The organism is Alkaliphilus peptidifermentans DSM 18978, assembly GCF_900101495.1.
In the GTDB taxonomy this organism is placed as follows: domain Bacteria; phylum Bacillota; class Clostridia; order Peptostreptococcales; family Natronincolaceae; genus Alkaliphilus_C; species Alkaliphilus_C peptidifermentans.
Genome location: NZ_FMUS01000021.1, coordinates 46,708 through 64,332, shown reverse-complemented (window position 1 = coordinate 64,332; position 17,625 = coordinate 46,708). Strand labels below are relative to the sequence as shown.

Sequence of the window (17,625 nt, the reverse complement as noted above, 5' to 3'; positions counted from 1 at the left end):
GGGGGACTAAAAATGATTGAATCGAAAGACGTATGTTTAAGATATACTGATGGAACTATGGCTTTAAAGGATATTAATCTCAGTGTAGATGCTGGAGAGATGGTATATATTACTGGAGTCAGCGGATCGGGAAAAACCAGCCTCTTAAAGCTTTTTATGGGGGTGGAGTTTCCTACTACGGGTTCTTTAAATGTTCTAGGACATAATATGACTAAGGGTAATTCTTCCAACATAAGAAAATTGCGTACAAGGATAGGGCCTGTTTTTCAAGAATTTAGGCTAATAAAGGGAAGAACAGCCCTTGATAATGTTATGCTGGGGATGCGATTTTTAGATCTTTCTCCTAGTCTGATAAGGGAAGCAGCCAATGATGCTTTAGTAAAGGTAGGATTAAAGCATAAGTTGCTATCGCCAGTAGAAAACCTTTCTTGGGGAGAGGGTCAGAGGGTGGCTATAGCTCGTGCTGTGGCAAGAAAACCTTCACTAATATTAGCTGATGAGCCAACAGGTAATTTGGATAAAGATAATGCTTTGAACATATTAGAGCTATTGGCATCCTTTAAGGATGATAATACCTCAGTAATTATTACTACCCATGCAACTCATTTAATTGAATATGAAGATTATGATAAATTAATACAAATGAATGGGGGAAATATTTACAGTGAAAGTCTGGGTGAGGCAAAATGAAAAACATAATATATAATACAGGATACTTTATAAAAGAAGCAAAAACCATAGTAAAATTGGATTTACTGTCTAATATATTTTCAGTTTTTAGTATAGGTCTCATATTTTTTATTCTTGCTATGGTAATTTCAGGTTGGTGGGTAAGTAATCAAGTCATTGATGTTATTCAAGGGGAGGCTGAAATAAGCATTTATTTCGATGACAATATAGACAGTAGGGCTACTCAACAGCTTGTTGAAGAAATAAAGAATATAGAGGGTGTTGGGGAGGTAAGAATTGTTAATGAAGGTGAAGCTTACGAAAGAATGGTGGAGATACTTGGAAAAGAAGCAACTGTATTAGAATTCTTTGATGATAATCCCTTTAGCCCCTTTATAGAGGCGAAAATTAATTTAGAAGAAGTCAATAATGTGCTTAAAGAAGTTGATCTCTTAACTGGAGTTAGTCACGTAAGAGATAATAGAAATGTACTTGATCGACTACATAATATAGCAGGATTATTGCAAATTTTAGGATTCCTTGTTGTTGCTGCTGTGGGCATATCCACGTTATTTATAATTTCTCATATTATTAGACTGGGTATCTATAACAATAGAGAGCAAATAAAGACCTTAAGGCTACTAGGAGCACCTGAAGTTTTTATTGCCTTCCCATTTTTACTGGAGGGGTTGTTCTTAACTGTTGGTGGAGGTATTGTGGCATCAATTTTATCGAATCTGGCTATAAATCAAATTTATACTCAAATGACTGGTCCACTTCCATTTATTCCTTTACCTCCTAGAGAGGTGCTAGTTTCGGGTCTTGCAATTATGATAGTGACATTAAGTATAACTCTTGGCATTGGCGGTAGTATTTTTGGTTTAACATCATCAAAAAGTCATTAAATATAGTGGGAGTTTAAGAAGCTAAGTGTAGCTTATAAGATAGAATTAACAAAAGAGAGGAGTAATGCAAATTATGGAAGAAAAACAATTAAAAGCAATAGTAGTTTATTATTCGTTTGAGGGAAATACAAAGCTTATGGCTGAAGTAATGGCAGAGGCAATAGGCGCAGATCTTCTGGGAATTAAACCTGTAAAAGAAATGAAATCAAAGGGGTTTTCTAAATATCTTTGGGGTGGTAGCCAAGTGATAATGAGTAAAAAGCCTGAACTGGAGCCTTTAAATTTAGATCCAGCAAATTATGATGTAATAATTATTGGAACACCAGTATGGGCTTGGACCTATGTGCCACCTATAGCGACACTTCTTGATACTGTAGATTTTAAAAACAAGGGTATAGGGTTATTTAGCTGTCATGGTGGTCAAAATGGTAAAACCTTTACCAATCTTAGAAAGGCCTTGAAGGATAGTAATGTAGTTGGAGAAATAGACTTTTTTGAGCCATTATCTAACAAGCAAAAGGATGCCGTAGAAAAGGCACGGCAATGGGCAAAGGAAATTGTTGATAAAGTTAGATAATAGCTTATAATTGAGTTTATCACCTCTTGTATGATATACTAATGGTGATAAGTTGGTTAATAATATCTATACAATAGACAACAGTTAGGGGAATATACTGATGAAAAAGGGGAGAATACTTTTAGTAGTAATATTATTGATTTTTGTAATAGTTGGAACAGTAAGAATGTATCTAAAACAACCAGTACAGGCAGAAGGATATGAAGAAGCCCATGGAAATGAAGTAGAAGATAGTATTGATGAAGATTTAAAAGAAGTCGATATTATAGAAGAGGATAGCGATATTGAAGAAGAGGATATTATAGTGGTAATAGAAGAAACACAGGAAACAGAAATTAATGAAGGTAATAACAACTCTAATACAGCTACACCACCTGTGGTAGATAATAATACTGAAGTAAAAAGAAATATAGTTACTATAGAAGACCCACAGGATATTTTGGTATTAGTAAACAAGGAAAGAACCCTACCCTCAGATTACGTTCCATCAGACCTTGTTATACCTAATATAAGCTTTTCTTTTAGTGAAGACTTACCTAAAAAGTATATGAGGAAAATTGCGGCTGATGCGCTAGAGGACCTTTTCAAGGAAGCTACAAATAATAATATTGAACTATTCGCTGTGTCAGGTTATCGTGCATATAGCACTCAAAAATCGATATTTGAGGCTAATGTTAAGCGTCAGGGTGAAAGGGAAGCAAATAAGACCAGCGCCTTTCCGGGTCAAAGCGAGCATCAAACAGGATTAGCAATGGATGTTAGTAGTAGAAGTGTAGGTTTAGGGCTAAAGCCGGAGTTTGGAGATGTTAAAGAAGGAATTTGGTTGAAGGAAAATGCCCATAGATTTGGATTTATTATTAGATATCCAAAAGGAAAAGAACACTTAACTGGATATAGCTATGAGCCATGGCATCTTAGATATGTTGGGAAGGAAGTAGCTGAGATAATATCAGCTTCAGATATAACCCTGGAAGAATATTTTAAATTTGAGTATACAAATAAGGATATATATTAATTATGATATTTTAAAAAATTATTAGCGAAGAACCAATAGTATTTTACTTTGGTTCTTTACTATATAATATACTCTAATGACTGCTATAGTTGGATATATGAACTCATGTAATGTAGAATTATAACCAAGGGATTGGTTATATAATAATAGACAGGGGGGATTTATATATGAAAAATATAGAAATGGACAGTATTAGAGCTGTTATTTCACAGGATGAGGTAGTAAGCATTATTAAAGATATGGTGAAAATACCAAGCTATCCGGGTATTGTGAATCAAGAAACAAAAGTGGCAGAATACATACATAGCTTATTTTTAAAAGAAGGAATTGATTCTGAACTCCACCATGTTGTAGATGGTAGATGTAATATTGTTGCTAAACTTAAGGGTAATGGCGGTGGTAAAAGTTTACTTTTAACAGGACATATAGACACTGTACCACCCTACGACATGGAAGAAGATCCTTTTGAAATTAAAATTATAGATGGCAAAATGATAGGTCGAGGTGTTGTTGATATGAAGGGGCCATTAGCCTGCATGATATCAGCTATAATTGCAATTAAGCGAGCTAATCTTCAACTTAAGGGAGATATAATATTTGCAGGTGTAATCGATGAAGAAGAAAAAAGTGAAGGCACTATTAATTTTATTGAAAGGAATATGAAGGTTGATGGAGCAATCGTTGGTGAACCCACAAGCCTAAATGTATGTGTTGCCCATAGAGGACTTGAATGGTTGGAGTTTTACTTCAAAGGAAAAACAGTACATGGGGGCAAGCAGAAGGATGGCATTAATGCTATAGTAAGGGCATCGAGATTTATACAGAAATGTGAAGAAAAGTTAATCACCAAAATAGAAGCTGAAACCCACCCCATTATAGGATGCTCATCCATGAACTATGGTGCAATTAAAGGAGGGACACAACCCAGCACAGTAGCTGGAGAGTGTACTTTACAAATTGATAGAAGATGGGTACCAGGAAAAAAATATAATGATATCATGGATGAGTACCAGGAAATTATAGAAGAATTAAAGTCGGAAGATCCTCTATTCAATTGTAGTTTTAAGGTTATGGATGTAAGTGCTATGAGAAAAGGATATATACACGAGGCATTGGAAACAGACACAAATCACCCCCTTGTAAAAATAGCAAGAAATGCAACTATGGATATTTATAAAAAAGAATCTGAAATAACATTTTTTACTGCATGGACGGATGGTGGATTATTAAGCAGCTATGCAGGGATACCAACTGTTATTTTTGCTCCAGGGGATTTAGAGACTGCCCATTCAGCTATTGAGTACTTAAATATACATGAGGTATTGCCAGCCACCTTGATATACGCTTCAATAGCCTTGGAATTTTGTAATTAGTGACAAAACCAAAAGACTCATGAAAATGAGTCTTTTGGTTTTGTTATTATAGTTTTAAGCTGTTGGAATACAAATTCTTTGACCAATCTGCAAGTTATCTGGATTAACTGTTGGATTAGCTCTTCTTATTGCATCAACAGTTGTATTAAATCTTTGTGCAAGGTTAAAGAAGGTATCGCCTGCTACTATTGTATAGGCTCTAGTTCCTGTTGGACAAGTAGGTGGTGGTGGCGGTGGTGGTGGAACAGCACAATCTACACCCAGTGCAGTCCATGTTCTCACTCCTACAACTCCATCAGCAGTTATACCTTTACTTCTTTGGAAGGCTATAACTGCTGATTGTGTCCTTGAGCCAAAAATACCATCAATTGCACCGGGATCAAAGCTAGCATCTCTTAATAGACGTTGAAGCCTCTCAACATCAGCACCTCTGCTTCCTAATCTTAAAGTTGGACAAGTAGCTGGTGGCGGCGGAGTAACAGGTACGCAGATTATCTGGCCAATAAACAACCTATCGGGATCAACTCCAGGGTTAGCTGCCAACAGAGCGTCAAGGGAAATTCCACGAGATATAGCTATTCTATAGAATGTATCTCCAGCCCTTATGGTATATGGGGTTGTTCCTGTGGGGCATGTTGTTGGTGGTGGCACAACAGTAGGAATACAAACCCTCTGGCCAATCATAAGCATGTATGGATTAACAGTTGGGTTTGCTGCAATTATAGCTTGAACAGTGGTGTTATAGCGAATTGCCAAGCTATAAAAAGTATCACCTGCCTGAATAATATATGGTGTAGTTCCAGTGGGGCAGGGCATTTGATTGTAGTGATAGTACATATATTTTCTCCTCCTTTTTAATGTTTTAATATACCATGGTATCATAGTATACTATAGTATATTCAATTAAAAATAATAGGTTCTCTAAATGAACTGTTATATCTAAGGGAAAAGTATATTAGATTAACTAGAGATATGTAATTACTTAGGCTTAATGAAATTCTAATATCCAGAACCACAAACCAATGGCATTTTTCATTGTATTTTCATGAGATGTTTAAGTTGCAAGATACATGTGGAAGGAAATGATAAAAAAATATGGTAGAATTTTCTGAATTGTGATACAATGTTCTGTGAAAAAGAATTATCGGAGGTGTTATTGTGAAAACAGATGTTCAAATTGGACAAGAAGCAAAAATGATTCCTATAACGCAGGTTGCTGCGAATTTAGGAATTGACGAAAATGAGTTGGAGTTGTATGGTAATTACAAAGCAAAGGTATCCTTAGAGGTTTTTAAACGTCTGGAAGATAAACCGGATGGAAAACTAATCCTTGTTACTGCAATAAATCCAACTCCTGCAGGAGAGGGTAAGACCACAACAAAAAGCATATAGAGAATGTACATAAATTTGGAGTGCCAGTGGTTGTTGCAATTAATAAATTTCCAACAGATACTGAAGCTGAACTTAACTATCTCCGTAAACACTGAAATCAAAGGGTGCTGAGGTTGTTTTGTCGGATGTATGGGCAAATGGTGGAACTGGCGGAACTGAAATGGCCTATAAAGTTGTAGAAGTGGCTGAGGGTAAAAGTAATAAGTTCAAAACCCTATATGACGAAAATGAGAGCATTAAAGGAAAAATTATAAAAATAGCTACTGAGATATATGGTGCTGATGGAGTTGACTTTAGCAAAACTGCTTAAACCAAATAGAAAAATGCGAAAAACTAAAACTAGATAAAATGCCTATTTGTATGGCAAAAACACAATATTCATTATCGGATGATCCTAGCTTGATTGGAAGACCAACTGGATTTAGAATTAATGTTAAAGAAATAAAAATCTCCGCTGGAGCTGGGTTTATTGTAGCTTTAACTGGAGACATAATGACTATGCCAGGATTACCTAGGATACCTGCAGCCAATAATATGGATATACTAGAAGATGGAGAGATAATTGGTTTGTTCTAGATAAAAGAAAAAGACTCATGCAAGCTACTTACTTATCTAATGCATACTATTGTTTCTGCCATAGAAGACTCGGTGCTTGTACTATATACATTTAGTTGCTGGGTTTTCAAATACTGTAGAGTAAATTAAGAAGGTATAATGCTTTTAAAAAATATATTAATAATGATATGGTATGCAAAAATCGATAGGAGGATTTAAAATGACTAAAATACTAACTGGAAAAGAAGTAAAGAAAAGTATTCAGCAAAATATACAAGAAAAAATTGAAGCTTTGAATAAGCAAGATATTTATCCTAAGCTAGCTATAGTAAGGGTAGGAAAACGTGAAGATGATATAGCCTACGAGAAGAATATAATTAAGAATTGTCATCAAATGAAGATTGAAACGCATTTGTGTCACCTAGATCTAAATATTTCTCTAGAAGAATTTAAACGAGAAATAGGGGCATTAAATGATAATGATGATATTCATGGTATTCTAATTTTTAGACCTTTACCAATACAATTGCCTCAAGAAATAGTGAAGTATTTAGTTAGTCCTGAAAAGGACATAGATTGTATGCATCCCATTAATTTGGGTAAGGTATTTGAGGGAGAATTAGATGGTTTGGTACCATGTACATCAAAGGCAGTTATAGAAATATTAAAATACTATGAAATACCATTAGCTGGTTCCAATGTTATTGTAATTAATAGTAGTGTAGTAGTTGGTAAGCCTTTAGCCATGATGTTGATTCAAGACGGGGCGACACCTACTATTTGTCATTCAAAGTCAAAAGATATTCAAGGTATTACAACAAATGCAGATATTATTGTTACTGCAATTGGAAAACCCAAGTTTTTTGATGAAAAGTATTTTAGTCAGGAAGCCATAGTTATAGATGTGGGAATTAATGCTGACGAAGAAGGAAGTATATGTGGAGATGTAGACTATAATAAGGTAGTAGACATTGTAGCAGGAATTACACCAGTGCCTAATGGAGTTGGTACAGTTACAACCACTTTACTACTTGAGAATCTTGTAAAGGCAGCATATATAATTAAAGGAGTTCAATAATTCATTAACAGTTTGACCTTATTTACTCAGGGCTATAATCTTATAGCTCTGAGTTTTTTTTGTATGTATTTCGACAACATAATAGAACGTGTCTCTAAAATGTAGAATTGTCACATAATTAAAGAAAAAATATATGTGTAACTAAATAAATATAAAAAAAATAAAGTAGAAAGGAGGAATACGAAAATGAATCTAGAAATAGATAAATACAAGAATGACGTTCTAAAATATAGAATAAATTAATAAAATATATAGAAAAAAGTAGTGATTTAGCTACGCAAACATAATACAAGACCTATAATAGAATGGAATTCTATAAAAAAAATAAAAAAAATAGAAGGAAATCAAAAAGAGATGTAGAATTAAAACAACAAAAGAACAAAATAAACGGCGTTCTAATAATTAGAAAAACGTGAAGGTTATTTATCACTATTGGAATCTTATTTTTAAATTAAAATATCAGAAAATTTAATATAGTTCAACAAATAACAATTCAGTGCATGCAATAATTTTTTCAATATATTTTATCAATAACAAAGTTAAAGGGGTGCATATTAATGGCAAAGAAAAAAAGCATTCTTGATTTAATGAGAATGAAAAAGGAAGGGGAACAGGTAGCTTGGATAACTGCCTATGATTTTCCTACAGCTTCCTTTGCTGAACAAGCAGGTATGGATATGATATTGGTGGGTGATTCCTTGGGAATGGTGGTGTTAGGCTATAAAGGAACAATCCCAGTGACAATGGAGGATTGTATTTCCCACTGCCAAGCCGTTCGAAGAGGAGCTCCAAATACTTGGATAATTGGAGATATGCCGTTCGGTTCGTACCAAGTGAATGATCAACAAGCAGTAGAAAATGCAGTGAGATTTCTTAAAGAAGCTGATGTTGACTGCATTAAGCTGGAGGGTGGCGAAAGGGTAAAGAGTAGGATTAGAGCCATAACAGATGCTGGAATTCCAGTAATGGGGCATATTGGACTAACACCTCAAAGCTCAGGACAATTGGGTGGATTTAAGGCACAAGGGAGACATGTAAATAGTGCTAGAGCTCTTATTAAAGATGCTTTAGAAGTACAAGAGGCAGGAGCCTTTTCATTGTTGGTAGAAGCAGTTCCACCAGAGGTAACAGCATTTATAGCAAAAAAATTAGATATACCAGTTTATTCAATTGGTGCTGGAGCATGTGACGGACAGTTACTTATAAGTGGTGATATGCTAGGAAAGTTCCAAGCATTTACACCTAAATTTGTAAAAAAATACGCAAATGTTGCTGAGATAGAAGTTAATGCTTTTAAGGAATATATAAATGAAGTAAAAAATGGACAATTTCCAACTGATGACCATGTTTATCATGTCTTAGAGAGCATGGATGAATTTGAAAAACTATTTAAAGAGTTTGAGTAAGGGTTGTTATTAAAGGATTTATAAAAACTAAACTGGAGGGATTTATTATGACAATGAAAAATATTGAAAATTTCATTCTTGAAAAAACCAGCTTTCCATTAAAAGACAGACACGATTTGCCTTCTTCATCCACTACTTTTGAAGGTGGAGCTCATTATAGAATGGAAATACCAGGAATAGAAAATGCTGAGAATTTTGAGGTGTTGGTTAAAGAAGCAGCTAAATACAAAATGCCTATCCACAGAGTTATTGGAACGGTAGGCGGATCAGCTCTCCTGGATAAACAAGAATTAAAATACTATGCACAGATAGGCGCAGAAGCTAAAATCGAAGCCCTTGTTAATCCTGCACCTACAAGAGGATGGGATACAGGTCGACAGTATCTTACAGCAGAAGGATATGTTTCAGGAATGAGAATTAGAGGTCAAGATAATTTGTACTTATGGCTTAAGGAATTCAATCGATGCTTAGAAGCTGGTCTAAGAGGATTCTTAATTCCAGATGAAGGATTACTATACCTACTAAATAAGATGCGGGCAGATGGAGCAATTCCAGCTGATGTTAAATTCAAGGTTTCAGTATTCGCAGGACATGGTAATGCCGTTGGTGGAAAGCTATTAGAAGAGTTAGGGGCAGACAGCTTTAACCCCCTGGCTGATTTAAGCTTAGCCATGTTTGCTGCTATAAGGAGCGTAACTAATATTCCCCTGGATGTATATATGAGCATTGTGGATTCCATGGGCGGAAACCAAAGACATATCGAAGCCGATGAAATTGCTAGAATTTGTGCACCAGTATATTTTAAATTTGAGCCTGGTAAAAATGAGTGTGATCTTTATAATTCATGGCATGATTCTGACCATCTAAACCATCTAGTGAAGGTGAAGGTAAAAATGGCTCAGATTTGTAAAGAATGGGTTGAGGATAGTGGAAAGAAATTAATCTTTAATGACTATAAGGAAGACCTTGCAATACCTAAACCATAAAGTTGATTAGGTAACAACAAAGTAACCCTTTGGGGTAACATGATAGGAGGAAAATTATGAGTAACCCGTTTGATACAGCGTTAAGCACTTTACGTGCAGCAAGTGAAGTTGCAGGACTGGAGCCTAATGTAGTAAAATTTCTAAGCCAACCCAAAAGAATATTCCAGTTTAGTATTCCATTGAAGCTTGATAATGGAGATCTAGAAATATTCACTGCTTACCGTGTACATTATAATGATGCATTAGGACAAACAAAAAACGGTACTAGATTTGTACCTGATTTAGACCTTGATACTGTTAAAGCGTTGGGCTTTTGGATGACAATTAAGCATGCAGTAGCAGGAATACCTGCTGGTGGAGGAAAAGGTGGAATTAAGGTTGACCCTAAGAAATTAAGTGAAGGTGAGCTTGAAAGACTTACGCGGGCTTATATTCGAAAGCTTCCAATGAAGGGAGCTTGGGTAGACATTCCTGGTGCAGATATAGGAACAAGTGCTAAAACACAAGCATGGATGTTGGATGAATACGAAGAAATAATGGGTTTCCACAGTCCAGCTGCAATTAACGATAAACCAGCAGAGGTTAATGGTACTGTTGGAAGCATGGAAGCTACAGGAACAGGAGCTTTCTTTGTAACAATGGAGGCAGTGAAGGATTTGTCCATTCCTAAGGGGTCAACTGTAGTGTTTCAAGGCTTTGGTAATGTAGGCAGAATAGCTGCAAGATTATTATATAAAGAAGGCTATAAAGTAATAGCTGTAAGTGACATTAATGGTGGAATTGTTAAGTTAGATGGTTTTAATGTTAATGAGCTTGAAAGCTATGTAGATAAAGAAGGTACAGTGGCAGGGTTCCCTGGGTCAAGACCTATATCAAACCAAGAATTACTTGAGCTTAATTGTGATATCCTAATGCCTGCAGCGGTTCAGAGTGTTATTACAGAAGAAAATGCAAATAACATTAAAGCAAAGTTAATTCTTGAATGTGCCAATGGACCAATAACACCTAATGGCGAAAAAATACTAGAAGACAGAGGGATTAAAGTTGTACCTGATGTAGTTACAAATTGTGGTAGTGCAATCGTATGTTCATTTGAACGTACACAAGGATTAACAGATACCTATTGGGATATCGAGACAGTTAATTCAAAGCTAAAGGAACGCATTGTAAAGGCATATAGAGAAACAGTTGAAACAGCTGATCTAAAGAAAACATCAATGAGGAATGCAGCTTGGGTTAATGCATTAACGAAGCTTAGTAATTCAATGAAGGCCAGAGGCTGGGTATAACCAATTAATAGGTTTTCCTTCCATAATATTCTTATAATTTTATGGAAGGAAGACCTTGAAGTATTGACTTTTTTAAGTAGGAGCTGAGTCACATGAATATTAAAGAAGAGATTAAAAAATATGCTCAAGAACTGATTGACTTAAGGAGGGACTTTCATCAGCATCCAGAGTTAGGCTTTCAAGAATTTAGGACCTCAGAGGTTATAGAGAAATATTTATTGGATTGTGGAATTGAAGTAATGAAAATAGCAACTACTGGAGTTGTTGGATTATTAAAGGGAAGTCAAGAAGGTGCAACAGTCATTTTGAGGGCAGACATGGATGCTCTATTGGTCAGTGAAGAAAATGACCTTTCATATAAATCCCTTTATGAAGGAAAGATGCATGCATGCGGTCATGATGGCCATGTTGCGATGCTACTGGTAGCTGCAAAAATTTTGGCTAAGCATAAGGAAAAAATCAAAGGTAATATAAAGTTTGTTTTTCAACCCAATGAAGAAGAAGCAGGAGCAAGAATAATGATTGATGAAGGGGTAATGGAAAATCCAAAAGTAGATGCGGCACTTGGAATTCATCTTTGGACACCCCTCGAAACAGGAAAAATTGGAATTTCTGAAGGACCAATAATGGGTGCCCATAAGAATTTCAAACTAAGAATCATTGGAAAAGGAGGGCATACCTCGGCTCCACAGTACTCAATAGACCCAATTTTGACGGCAGCCAGTATTATTCAAAATGTCCAGATGATACAAACAAGAGAGATTAATGCACTAAATCCAACCGTTATTATGTTTGGAAAAATCAATGGTGGTACTGCAGCAAACATTATACCCGAAGCCATAGATTTAGAAGGAACCATCAGACATCTATATGAGGGTAATGATACAAGTGAAGAAAAGCCCTATGCAAGGTTTGAAAGAATTGTGAAGAGCATATGTGAAGCACATCAAGCCCACTATGAATTACAGTTTATCCCCAGCAATTCAGTATTAATTAATCATCCGCAGCTTACAAGCATGGTAAGGCAGGAGGCAGAAAAAGTTGTAAATGATCCTCAAAAAGACATTGTACCCTATGTTTGCATGGCAGGGGAAGATTTTTCTGAATTTTCATTGGAGGTACCAAGTACATTTATATTTGTTGGTACTGGAAACGACAAAAAGGGATCAAATTACCCACATCATCACGCAAGGTTCAATATTGACGAAGATTCATTAGCTATTGGTGTTGAGCTGCATATTAGAAGTGTTTTAGCTTATTTAAACAAGATGTAACTATAATAAGAGAAAATATCATATGGGAGTTAAAAATGTACTGGGATATTTAGATTGTATATAGTATAATAAACTCGAGAAAAACGTTCTATAATATAGAATTATAAGAGGAAGGAAGATACAATTGGAAAATGTAAAAAATGTTAAAAACCCCAAGTACCCAGTGCAAACAGTTGAGAAGGCACTAGATGTAATTGATATTTTATCTAAGGATGGCTTAAATGGAGGTCTTGGAATAAGTGAACTGAGCAGTAAGCTAGGGATGGGAAAAAGCACTGTGCATCGGTTATTAGATACTCTACAGTCGTATAACTATGTTGAGAAGTGTCCCAACAATACTAAATACAGGTTAGGATGGAAGCTCTTTGAAATTGGGAATCTAATTCCACAGCAAAGAAACCTATTTAATTATGATACTAAAATTCTTGAAGACCTATGTAATACCTATGGAGAAACTGTAAATTTAGGAGTAAGGGTAGAAAACTCTGTAGTTACAATATCAAAAATGAATGCAAAGGCAACCCTTATTGCTAACCTTCAGGTGGGTAGTAGAGAACCATTGCATGCAACAGCAATGGGAAAATCTTTAATGGCTGAGATGACAAGGGAAGAAATAGATAACCTGTATGGTGACACCGAATTGAAGAAATTTACGGCCAATACCATTACTTCATTAGATGATTTAATGCTAGAGCTAGAAAAAATAAAAAAACAGGGCTACAGTATTGATGATGAAGAATTTGTACCAGGCTTAACTTGTATAGCAATGCCTGTAAGAAATTACAGAAATGAGGTAGTTGCAGCAGTAAGTGTTAGCGGCCCAAGTATTAGATTGAGCTTTCATAAAATAATGGATATTAAAAAAGGCCTCGATATAGCAACTAAAGAATTAGCTGCCTTTGTGGGTTATATGGGCGAAAAGAAAGACATTAATTAGAAAGACACAGCTCTATCTAGTGGGAATAAAACCTACTAGTAGAGCTTATAAACTAGTCTAAATTATCAGAATTGTCAATAAAATGAATGCCAATATACCCATCAAGCATTGGACTGAGCATAGATTAAGCATTATATGTCAAGCTATGCGAAGATAACATATTTCATATTTTTTTAATAAGACAGTTAAATATTAAAATAACAGTCTTTTTAAAGTGGTTTGGTAGTAATCATCTATCAAATTCTAAAAAAATTAAGGGGGAAGAAAAATGAAAAACAGAAAACCAATGCAAAAGATGTTGGCAATGTTATTAATCCTTATTTTGATGGGTACATTAGGGCTGACAGGATGCAGTAGTAATAATGATACTACTGAACCAGTAGGATCAACCAATGGTGAAGCTGTAGAAAAAACTAATAAAATATTTGACTCTAAAATTGAAGCAAAATTTGCCTCGGAAGAAATTGAAGGAGATTTTATGACGGTATGGGCAGAGTATTTTGCTGATGAAATGCTGGCTTGGTCTGATGGTGATTTTGATGTAACTGTTTATCCTTATGGTACCCTTGGAGATACACGTGACATTAATGAATTGGCACAATATGGTGTGGTTGAATACGTTTTCACCGATTTCGCATGGATAAGCGCCTTTGTACCAGAGGCTCAAGTATTGGCTCTACATTATATTTGGCCATCTGAGCGCCTTCCAGAGGTAATTGACCATGTTGTTAGAAATGGGGAGTTTATGGATATTTTAGAAGAAAGCTTCCGTCGAAATGGTTTAGTTCCACTAAGTGTAATGTATGAAGGATGGCAGTGGATGACAGCTAATAAACCAATTAGAACTGTAGAAGATATGAATGGATTTAAGGTTAGAGTAATGGGGTCTACACTTCTAGTTGAAGACTACATGGCTTATGGTGCTTCACCTACTCCTATGTCATATGGAGAAGTTTATGGTGGTCTTCAGATGGGTTTAATTGACGGACAGGTAAATCCTATATTTGCCATAAGAAGCATGAACTTCTATGAAGTGCAAAATTACTTCACTCAAATATATGCTGAGCCTTTCTTAGGAATTCCAACTGTTAATATGCAATTCTTTGATTCATTACCACAAGAAGCACAACAAAAAATGAGAGAATGGTGGATTGATGCCATTATTCCTTCAGGTAAATGGATTGATGAAAAGACAGAAATTGACTTAGAAGCAATGCTTAAGGATAAACCAAGCATAGAAGTTATAGAAGTTACTGGTGAAGACCTAAAGCCTTTTAAAGAGCGTGCTGAAAAAGTATATCCTAAGTTCCTTGAAATTGGAGGGGTTCAGGCAGAAGAAATTTTAGAGGCACTTCAAAAAGATATAGAAGCAGCCAAAAAAGCTTTGGGAATTAACGACTAACATTCTTTGAGTACCATTCTCCTGCGGTGCTGTTGCACCGCAGGGATTTCAGAAAGGGGCGTAGGTATGCTAAAAAACATAAAGAATGGCGTTTTTTCTACTTTTAAGATTATAGGTAAGAGTGTTGAATGGTTCGAAGTTATTGTTTTATCACTAGGAGTATGTGCCCTTGCTAGCTTACTGATAACTAATGTTATAGCAAGAACCTTTTTTAAGAGTATATACTTTGCAGAAGAAATATCTGAACTCTTGGTAATATTGATAACCTTTACAGGTGTTAGCTATGCTGTGCGAAAGGCTCGACATGTTCGCATGGGTGCGATTTTTGATGCCATGAACCCCAAAATTCAGAAAGTATTGATATTTTTAATTTGTGGTATTAGTGCCATTGTAATGTTTCTTATGTCCCGTTATTCATATGATTACATGATGATGAGTCGAAGGATGCTTCATCGCACACCGGCCTTGCGATTGCCATATTGGTTTTTCTTGATTATTATACCTATTGGCTTTTTTTCTGCAGGAATTCAATATATAAGAACAATCGTAAAGAATATTGTTGAGAAGGATGTATGGTTATCACCAGAACAGCAGGGAGATTACGAAGCAGAAGAACTCAGGAGTATTGTGGAAAAGCATGAAGACTTAGCAGAAAATATTTTCATGGTGGAAGAAGTAGTCAAAGACAAAGATAAAGTCTAAAAGAGAGGTGTAAATATGCTTTTAATGGCAATTACTATGTTCACTAAACTTATGATGGGGTTCCCCTTCATGGTGGTTCTATTAGGATCATTGCTACTTTATATTCAAATGAACATGCCAAATTTAAATATGCACGTTGTGGTTCAGCAGGTTATTACTGGCATGATTCCTCCTGCTCTTGTGGCCGTCCCCATGTTTATATTAGCTGCCAATATTATAACAGCCGGACAAGCTGCCAACAGACTAATACGTATGGTAAAAAGCTTTGTGGGACATATTCCAGGAGGTCTAGCAATTACCACAAATGCAAGTTGTACCCTTTTTGGAGCAGTTTCAGGTTCTACTCAAGCAACAGTGGCAGCAATCGGAGGTACTATGAGACCAATGCTACTTGATGCTGGGTATCCAAGTTCATTTACATTAGGCTTGATAATAAATTCTAGTGATATTGCTTTTCTGATCCCTCCTAGTATTGGATTTATAGTCTACGGAGTTGTTACAGGAACCTCTGTAGGTAGATTGTTTTTAGCAGGGGTAGGCCCTGGAATTCTTATATTCCTACTGTTTTCTATTTACTGCTATATATACGCAAAAAGAAATAATATCGGTAGCATAGATAAAGCTAGCTGGACAGAACGAAAAGAAGCTATTAAGGGTGCTATTCTAGTTATGGGATTCCCAGTAATTATTATTGGTGGAATCTATGGTGGTATATTTAGTCCAACGGAAGCAGCAGCAGTATCTGTAGCTTATGCAATTTTATTGGAAGGATTAATTTATAAAACACTCTCCTTTAATAGTATGATCGATCATTTTCTTCAAACTGGTGTCATAACTGGGGTTGTATTTATCTTAGTAGGAGCAGGTAATGTTTTATCTTGGATACTAAGCTTTTTAAGAATTCCTCAGCAATACTTGCCACGACTATTCGGGCAAGACCCATCACAGCTATATGTAGTATTAATTGTTGTAGCTTCATACTTTATAGCCTGTATGTTTGTAGATCCTATTGTTGCTATTTATGTATTAAGTCCGATTTTTGCCCCTTATGTAATTAGTACAGGTATTGATCCTGTTTTACTTGGTGTTCTTGTTACTTTGCAGGCGGCAATTGGTTCTGCCACACCACCTTTTGGCTGCGATATTTTTACTGCTCAGTTAATTTTTAGGCGGCCTTATCTCGAAATTATTGGGCATACTCCACCCTTTGTACTTATTTTACTTCTGGTAACAGCATTGTTAGTGATGTTTCCTCAAATTGCATTGTTCTTACCAAACATGGCATTTATGTAAAGAGTAGAGGGGTGATCAGATGATATATTATGCAAAACCTGGCCAAGTAAGCTATGGTGAAGCTATTGGAATTATTCTATTGGATAGTGTTGCACCATTTATACCAGGTGATGTTGCCAATGCCACCACCTATAGTTTTCCGGTGCGTTTTCGACGAGTTCCAGGATTGACAGTCAAACGAATTTTAAGTCATGATCTTACGGCTTTAGATGCAGTACTGGAAGCAGGCTTGGAGTTAAAAAGAGAAGGAGTCCGTGCCATAACCAGTGATTGTGGATTTATGGCATTATATCAAAAGCAATTGGTAGATCAGTTGAAACTACCAGTGTTTCTATCAAGCCTGCTTCAAGTTCCTTTTATGGAAAGACTGATAGCAGCAAATGAAAAAATTGGAATTATTACCGTGAATTCTAATGCCTTAAGTGAAGGTATATTGGAGTTATGTGGTGCAGCTTTACCAGGAAGAATAGCCATACAGGGGCTTCAAAATGCGTCGTATTTTTCTTCGGCTTTTATTGAAGAAGTAGGAGAACTGGATTTTAAAAAGGTTGAAACTGAGGTAGTTGCGGCGGCAACTTCTATGATAAAGAAGGATCCAACAATTAAGCTTATACTTTTAGAATGTAGTGTTCTTCCACCTTATGGTTCTGCAATTCAGATGGCAACAGGATTGCCAGTTTTCGATTTTGTAACTATGATTAACTATATTTATTCAGTAGTAGTAAAGAATAGAGTCACAGGTTTCATGTAAGCTCATTAAAAAGAAATGTAA

18 protein-coding genes and 1 pseudogene are annotated in these 17,625 nt (G+C 35.7%); 18 read left to right on the top strand and 1 reads right to left on the bottom strand.

The window, feature by feature from the left end:
• Positions 1-12 precede the first annotated feature (12 nt).
• From BLP68_RS14575 to BLP68_RS14555, 5 genes are all read left to right on the top strand, one after another.
• Positions 13-690 carry a cell division ATP-binding protein FtsE gene (locus BLP68_RS14575; protein ID WP_091545262.1) on the top strand — a complete coding sequence of 226 codons (678 nt, stop codon included), beginning with the start codon at positions 13-15 and terminating at the stop codon, positions 688-690.
• Positions 687-1,574 (top strand): cell division protein FtsX, encoded by an 888-nt coding sequence (locus tag BLP68_RS14570; RefSeq protein WP_176759048.1) that lies wholly within the window; start codon positions 687-689, stop codon positions 1,572-1,574. The genes BLP68_RS14575 and BLP68_RS14570 overlap by 4 nt, the downstream gene beginning before the upstream one ends.
• Before the next feature lie 73 nt (positions 1,575-1,647).
• The gene (locus BLP68_RS14565; protein ID WP_091545261.1) at positions 1,648-2,151 is read left to right on the top strand and encodes a flavodoxin family protein; all 504 of its coding nucleotides are present in this window, start codon (positions 1,648-1,650) and stop codon (positions 2,149-2,151) included.
• Between the two features lie 100 nt (positions 2,152-2,251).
• Positions 2,252-3,166, top strand: a complete 915-nt coding sequence (locus BLP68_RS14560) for a M15 family metallopeptidase (RefSeq protein ID WP_242877001.1) — start codon at positions 2,252-2,254, stop codon at positions 3,164-3,166.
• A gap of 167 nt (positions 3,167-3,333) precedes the next feature.
• The gene (locus tag BLP68_RS14555) at positions 3,334-4,539 is read left to right on the top strand and encodes a M20 family metallopeptidase (protein WP_091545259.1); all 1,206 of its coding nucleotides are present in this window, start codon (positions 3,334-3,336) and stop codon (positions 4,537-4,539) included.
• Between the two features lie 54 nt (positions 4,540-4,593).
• On the opposite strand, the gene BLP68_RS22000 is transcribed toward BLP68_RS14555, so the two are convergent.
• Positions 4,594-5,376 (bottom strand): LysM peptidoglycan-binding domain-containing protein, encoded by a 783-nt coding sequence (locus tag BLP68_RS22000; protein ID WP_242877000.1) that lies wholly within the window; start codon positions 5,374-5,376, stop codon positions 4,594-4,596.
• A 321-nt stretch (positions 5,377-5,697) separates the two neighbouring features.
• On the opposite strand from BLP68_RS22000, the gene BLP68_RS22340 reads away from it, so the two are divergent.
• The 13 genes and pseudogenes from BLP68_RS22340 to BLP68_RS14490 all read left to right on the top strand — a co-directional run bounded on the left by BLP68_RS22340 (position 5,698) and on the right by BLP68_RS14490 (position 17,604).
• Positions 5,698-5,931: a formate--tetrahydrofolate ligase gene (locus tag BLP68_RS22340; protein ID WP_176759047.1), complete on the top strand. Its 234-nt coding sequence runs from the start codon at positions 5,698-5,700 to the stop codon at positions 5,929-5,931.
• Positions 5,932-5,951: 20 nt separating this feature from the next.
• On the top strand, positions 5,952-6,026 hold the full coding sequence (locus BLP68_RS22390) for a hypothetical protein (protein WP_334292593.1): 75 nt from the start codon (positions 5,952-5,954) through the stop codon (positions 6,024-6,026).
• A gap of 23 nt (positions 6,027-6,049) precedes the next feature.
• Positions 6,050-6,507: pseudogene (locus tag BLP68_RS22335) on the top strand (formate--tetrahydrofolate ligase).
• A gap of 199 nt (positions 6,508-6,706) precedes the next feature.
• The gene (locus BLP68_RS14535) at positions 6,707-7,564 is read left to right on the top strand and encodes a bifunctional 5,10-methylenetetrahydrofolate dehydrogenase/5,10-methenyltetrahydrofolate cyclohydrolase (protein ID WP_091545257.1); all 858 of its coding nucleotides are present in this window, start codon (positions 6,707-6,709) and stop codon (positions 7,562-7,564) included.
• A gap of 557 nt (positions 7,565-8,121) precedes the next feature.
• Positions 8,122-8,970, top strand: a complete 849-nt coding sequence (gene panB / locus BLP68_RS14530; RefSeq protein WP_091545254.1) for a 3-methyl-2-oxobutanoate hydroxymethyltransferase — start codon at positions 8,122-8,124, stop codon at positions 8,968-8,970.
• Between the two features lie 47 nt (positions 8,971-9,017).
• Positions 9,018-9,956 carry a hypothetical protein gene (locus BLP68_RS14525; protein ID WP_091545252.1) on the top strand — a complete coding sequence of 313 codons (939 nt, stop codon included), beginning with the start codon at positions 9,018-9,020 and terminating at the stop codon, positions 9,954-9,956.
• A 56-nt stretch (positions 9,957-10,012) separates the two neighbouring features.
• Positions 10,013-11,245 (top strand): Glu/Leu/Phe/Val family dehydrogenase, encoded by a 1,233-nt coding sequence (locus BLP68_RS14520; RefSeq protein ID WP_091545249.1) that lies wholly within the window; start codon positions 10,013-10,015, stop codon positions 11,243-11,245.
• A gap of 92 nt (positions 11,246-11,337) precedes the next feature.
• Positions 11,338-12,519 carry a M20 metallopeptidase family protein gene (locus tag BLP68_RS14515; RefSeq protein ID WP_091545246.1) on the top strand — a complete coding sequence of 394 codons (1,182 nt, stop codon included), beginning with the start codon at positions 11,338-11,340 and terminating at the stop codon, positions 12,517-12,519.
• 124 nt (positions 12,520-12,643) lie between these two features.
• On the top strand, positions 12,644-13,456 hold the full coding sequence (locus tag BLP68_RS14510) for an IclR family transcriptional regulator (protein ID WP_091545244.1): 813 nt from the start codon (positions 12,644-12,646) through the stop codon (positions 13,454-13,456).
• Between the two features lie 268 nt (positions 13,457-13,724).
• On the top strand, positions 13,725-14,858 hold the full coding sequence (locus BLP68_RS14505) for a TRAP transporter substrate-binding protein (RefSeq protein ID WP_091545241.1): 1,134 nt from the start codon (positions 13,725-13,727) through the stop codon (positions 14,856-14,858).
• Between the two features lie 66 nt (positions 14,859-14,924).
• Positions 14,925-15,560: a TRAP transporter small permease gene (locus BLP68_RS14500; RefSeq protein ID WP_091545238.1), complete on the top strand. Its 636-nt coding sequence runs from the start codon at positions 14,925-14,927 to the stop codon at positions 15,558-15,560.
• Between the two features lie 15 nt (positions 15,561-15,575).
• Complete coding sequence (locus BLP68_RS14495; RefSeq protein WP_091545236.1) at positions 15,576-16,853, top strand: TRAP transporter large permease; 1,278 nt, start codon at positions 15,576-15,578, stop codon at positions 16,851-16,853.
• A 19-nt stretch (positions 16,854-16,872) separates the two neighbouring features.
• Entirely contained in the window at positions 16,873-17,604 is a 732-nt protein-coding gene (locus BLP68_RS14490; RefSeq protein WP_091545234.1) for an aspartate/glutamate racemase family protein, read from the top strand.
• The last annotated feature ends 21 nt before the right edge of the window (positions 17,605-17,625 follow it).

Excerpts from the sequence above, each read along its gene's own strand:
- BLP68_RS14575 (WP_091545262.1), top strand. The coding sequence starts at position 13 with ATGATTGAATCGAAAGACGTATGTTTAAGATATACTGATGGAACTATG.
- BLP68_RS14570 (WP_176759048.1), top strand. The coding sequence starts at position 687 with ATGAAAAACATAATATATAATACAGGATACTTTATAAAAGAAGCAAAA.
- BLP68_RS14565 (WP_091545261.1), top strand. The coding sequence starts at position 1,648 with ATGGAAGAAAAACAATTAAAAGCAATAGTAGTTTATTATTCGTTTGAG.
- BLP68_RS14560 (WP_242877001.1), top strand. The coding sequence starts at position 2,252 with ATGAAAAAGGGGAGAATACTTTTAGTAGTAATATTATTGATTTTTGTA.
- BLP68_RS14555 (WP_091545259.1), top strand. The coding sequence starts at position 3,334 with ATGAAAAATATAGAAATGGACAGTATTAGAGCTGTTATTTCACAGGAT.
- BLP68_RS22000 (WP_242877000.1), bottom strand. The coding sequence starts at position 5,376 with ATGTACTATCACTACAATCAAATGCCCTGCCCCACTGGAACTACACCA.
- BLP68_RS14535 (WP_091545257.1), top strand. The coding sequence starts at position 6,707 with ATGACTAAAATACTAACTGGAAAAGAAGTAAAGAAAAGTATTCAGCAA.
- panB (WP_091545254.1), top strand. The coding sequence starts at position 8,122 with ATGGCAAAGAAAAAAAGCATTCTTGATTTAATGAGAATGAAAAAGGAA.
- BLP68_RS14525 (WP_091545252.1), top strand. The coding sequence starts at position 9,018 with ATGACAATGAAAAATATTGAAAATTTCATTCTTGAAAAAACCAGCTTT.
- BLP68_RS14520 (WP_091545249.1), top strand. The coding sequence starts at position 10,013 with ATGAGTAACCCGTTTGATACAGCGTTAAGCACTTTACGTGCAGCAAGT.
- BLP68_RS14515 (WP_091545246.1), top strand. The coding sequence starts at position 11,338 with ATGAATATTAAAGAAGAGATTAAAAAATATGCTCAAGAACTGATTGAC.
- BLP68_RS14505 (WP_091545241.1), top strand. The coding sequence starts at position 13,725 with ATGAAAAACAGAAAACCAATGCAAAAGATGTTGGCAATGTTATTAATC.
- BLP68_RS14500 (WP_091545238.1), top strand. The coding sequence starts at position 14,925 with ATGCTAAAAAACATAAAGAATGGCGTTTTTTCTACTTTTAAGATTATA.
- BLP68_RS14495 (WP_091545236.1), top strand. The coding sequence starts at position 15,576 with ATGCTTTTAATGGCAATTACTATGTTCACTAAACTTATGATGGGGTTC.
- BLP68_RS14490 (WP_091545234.1), top strand. The coding sequence starts at position 16,873 with ATGATATATTATGCAAAACCTGGCCAAGTAAGCTATGGTGAAGCTATT.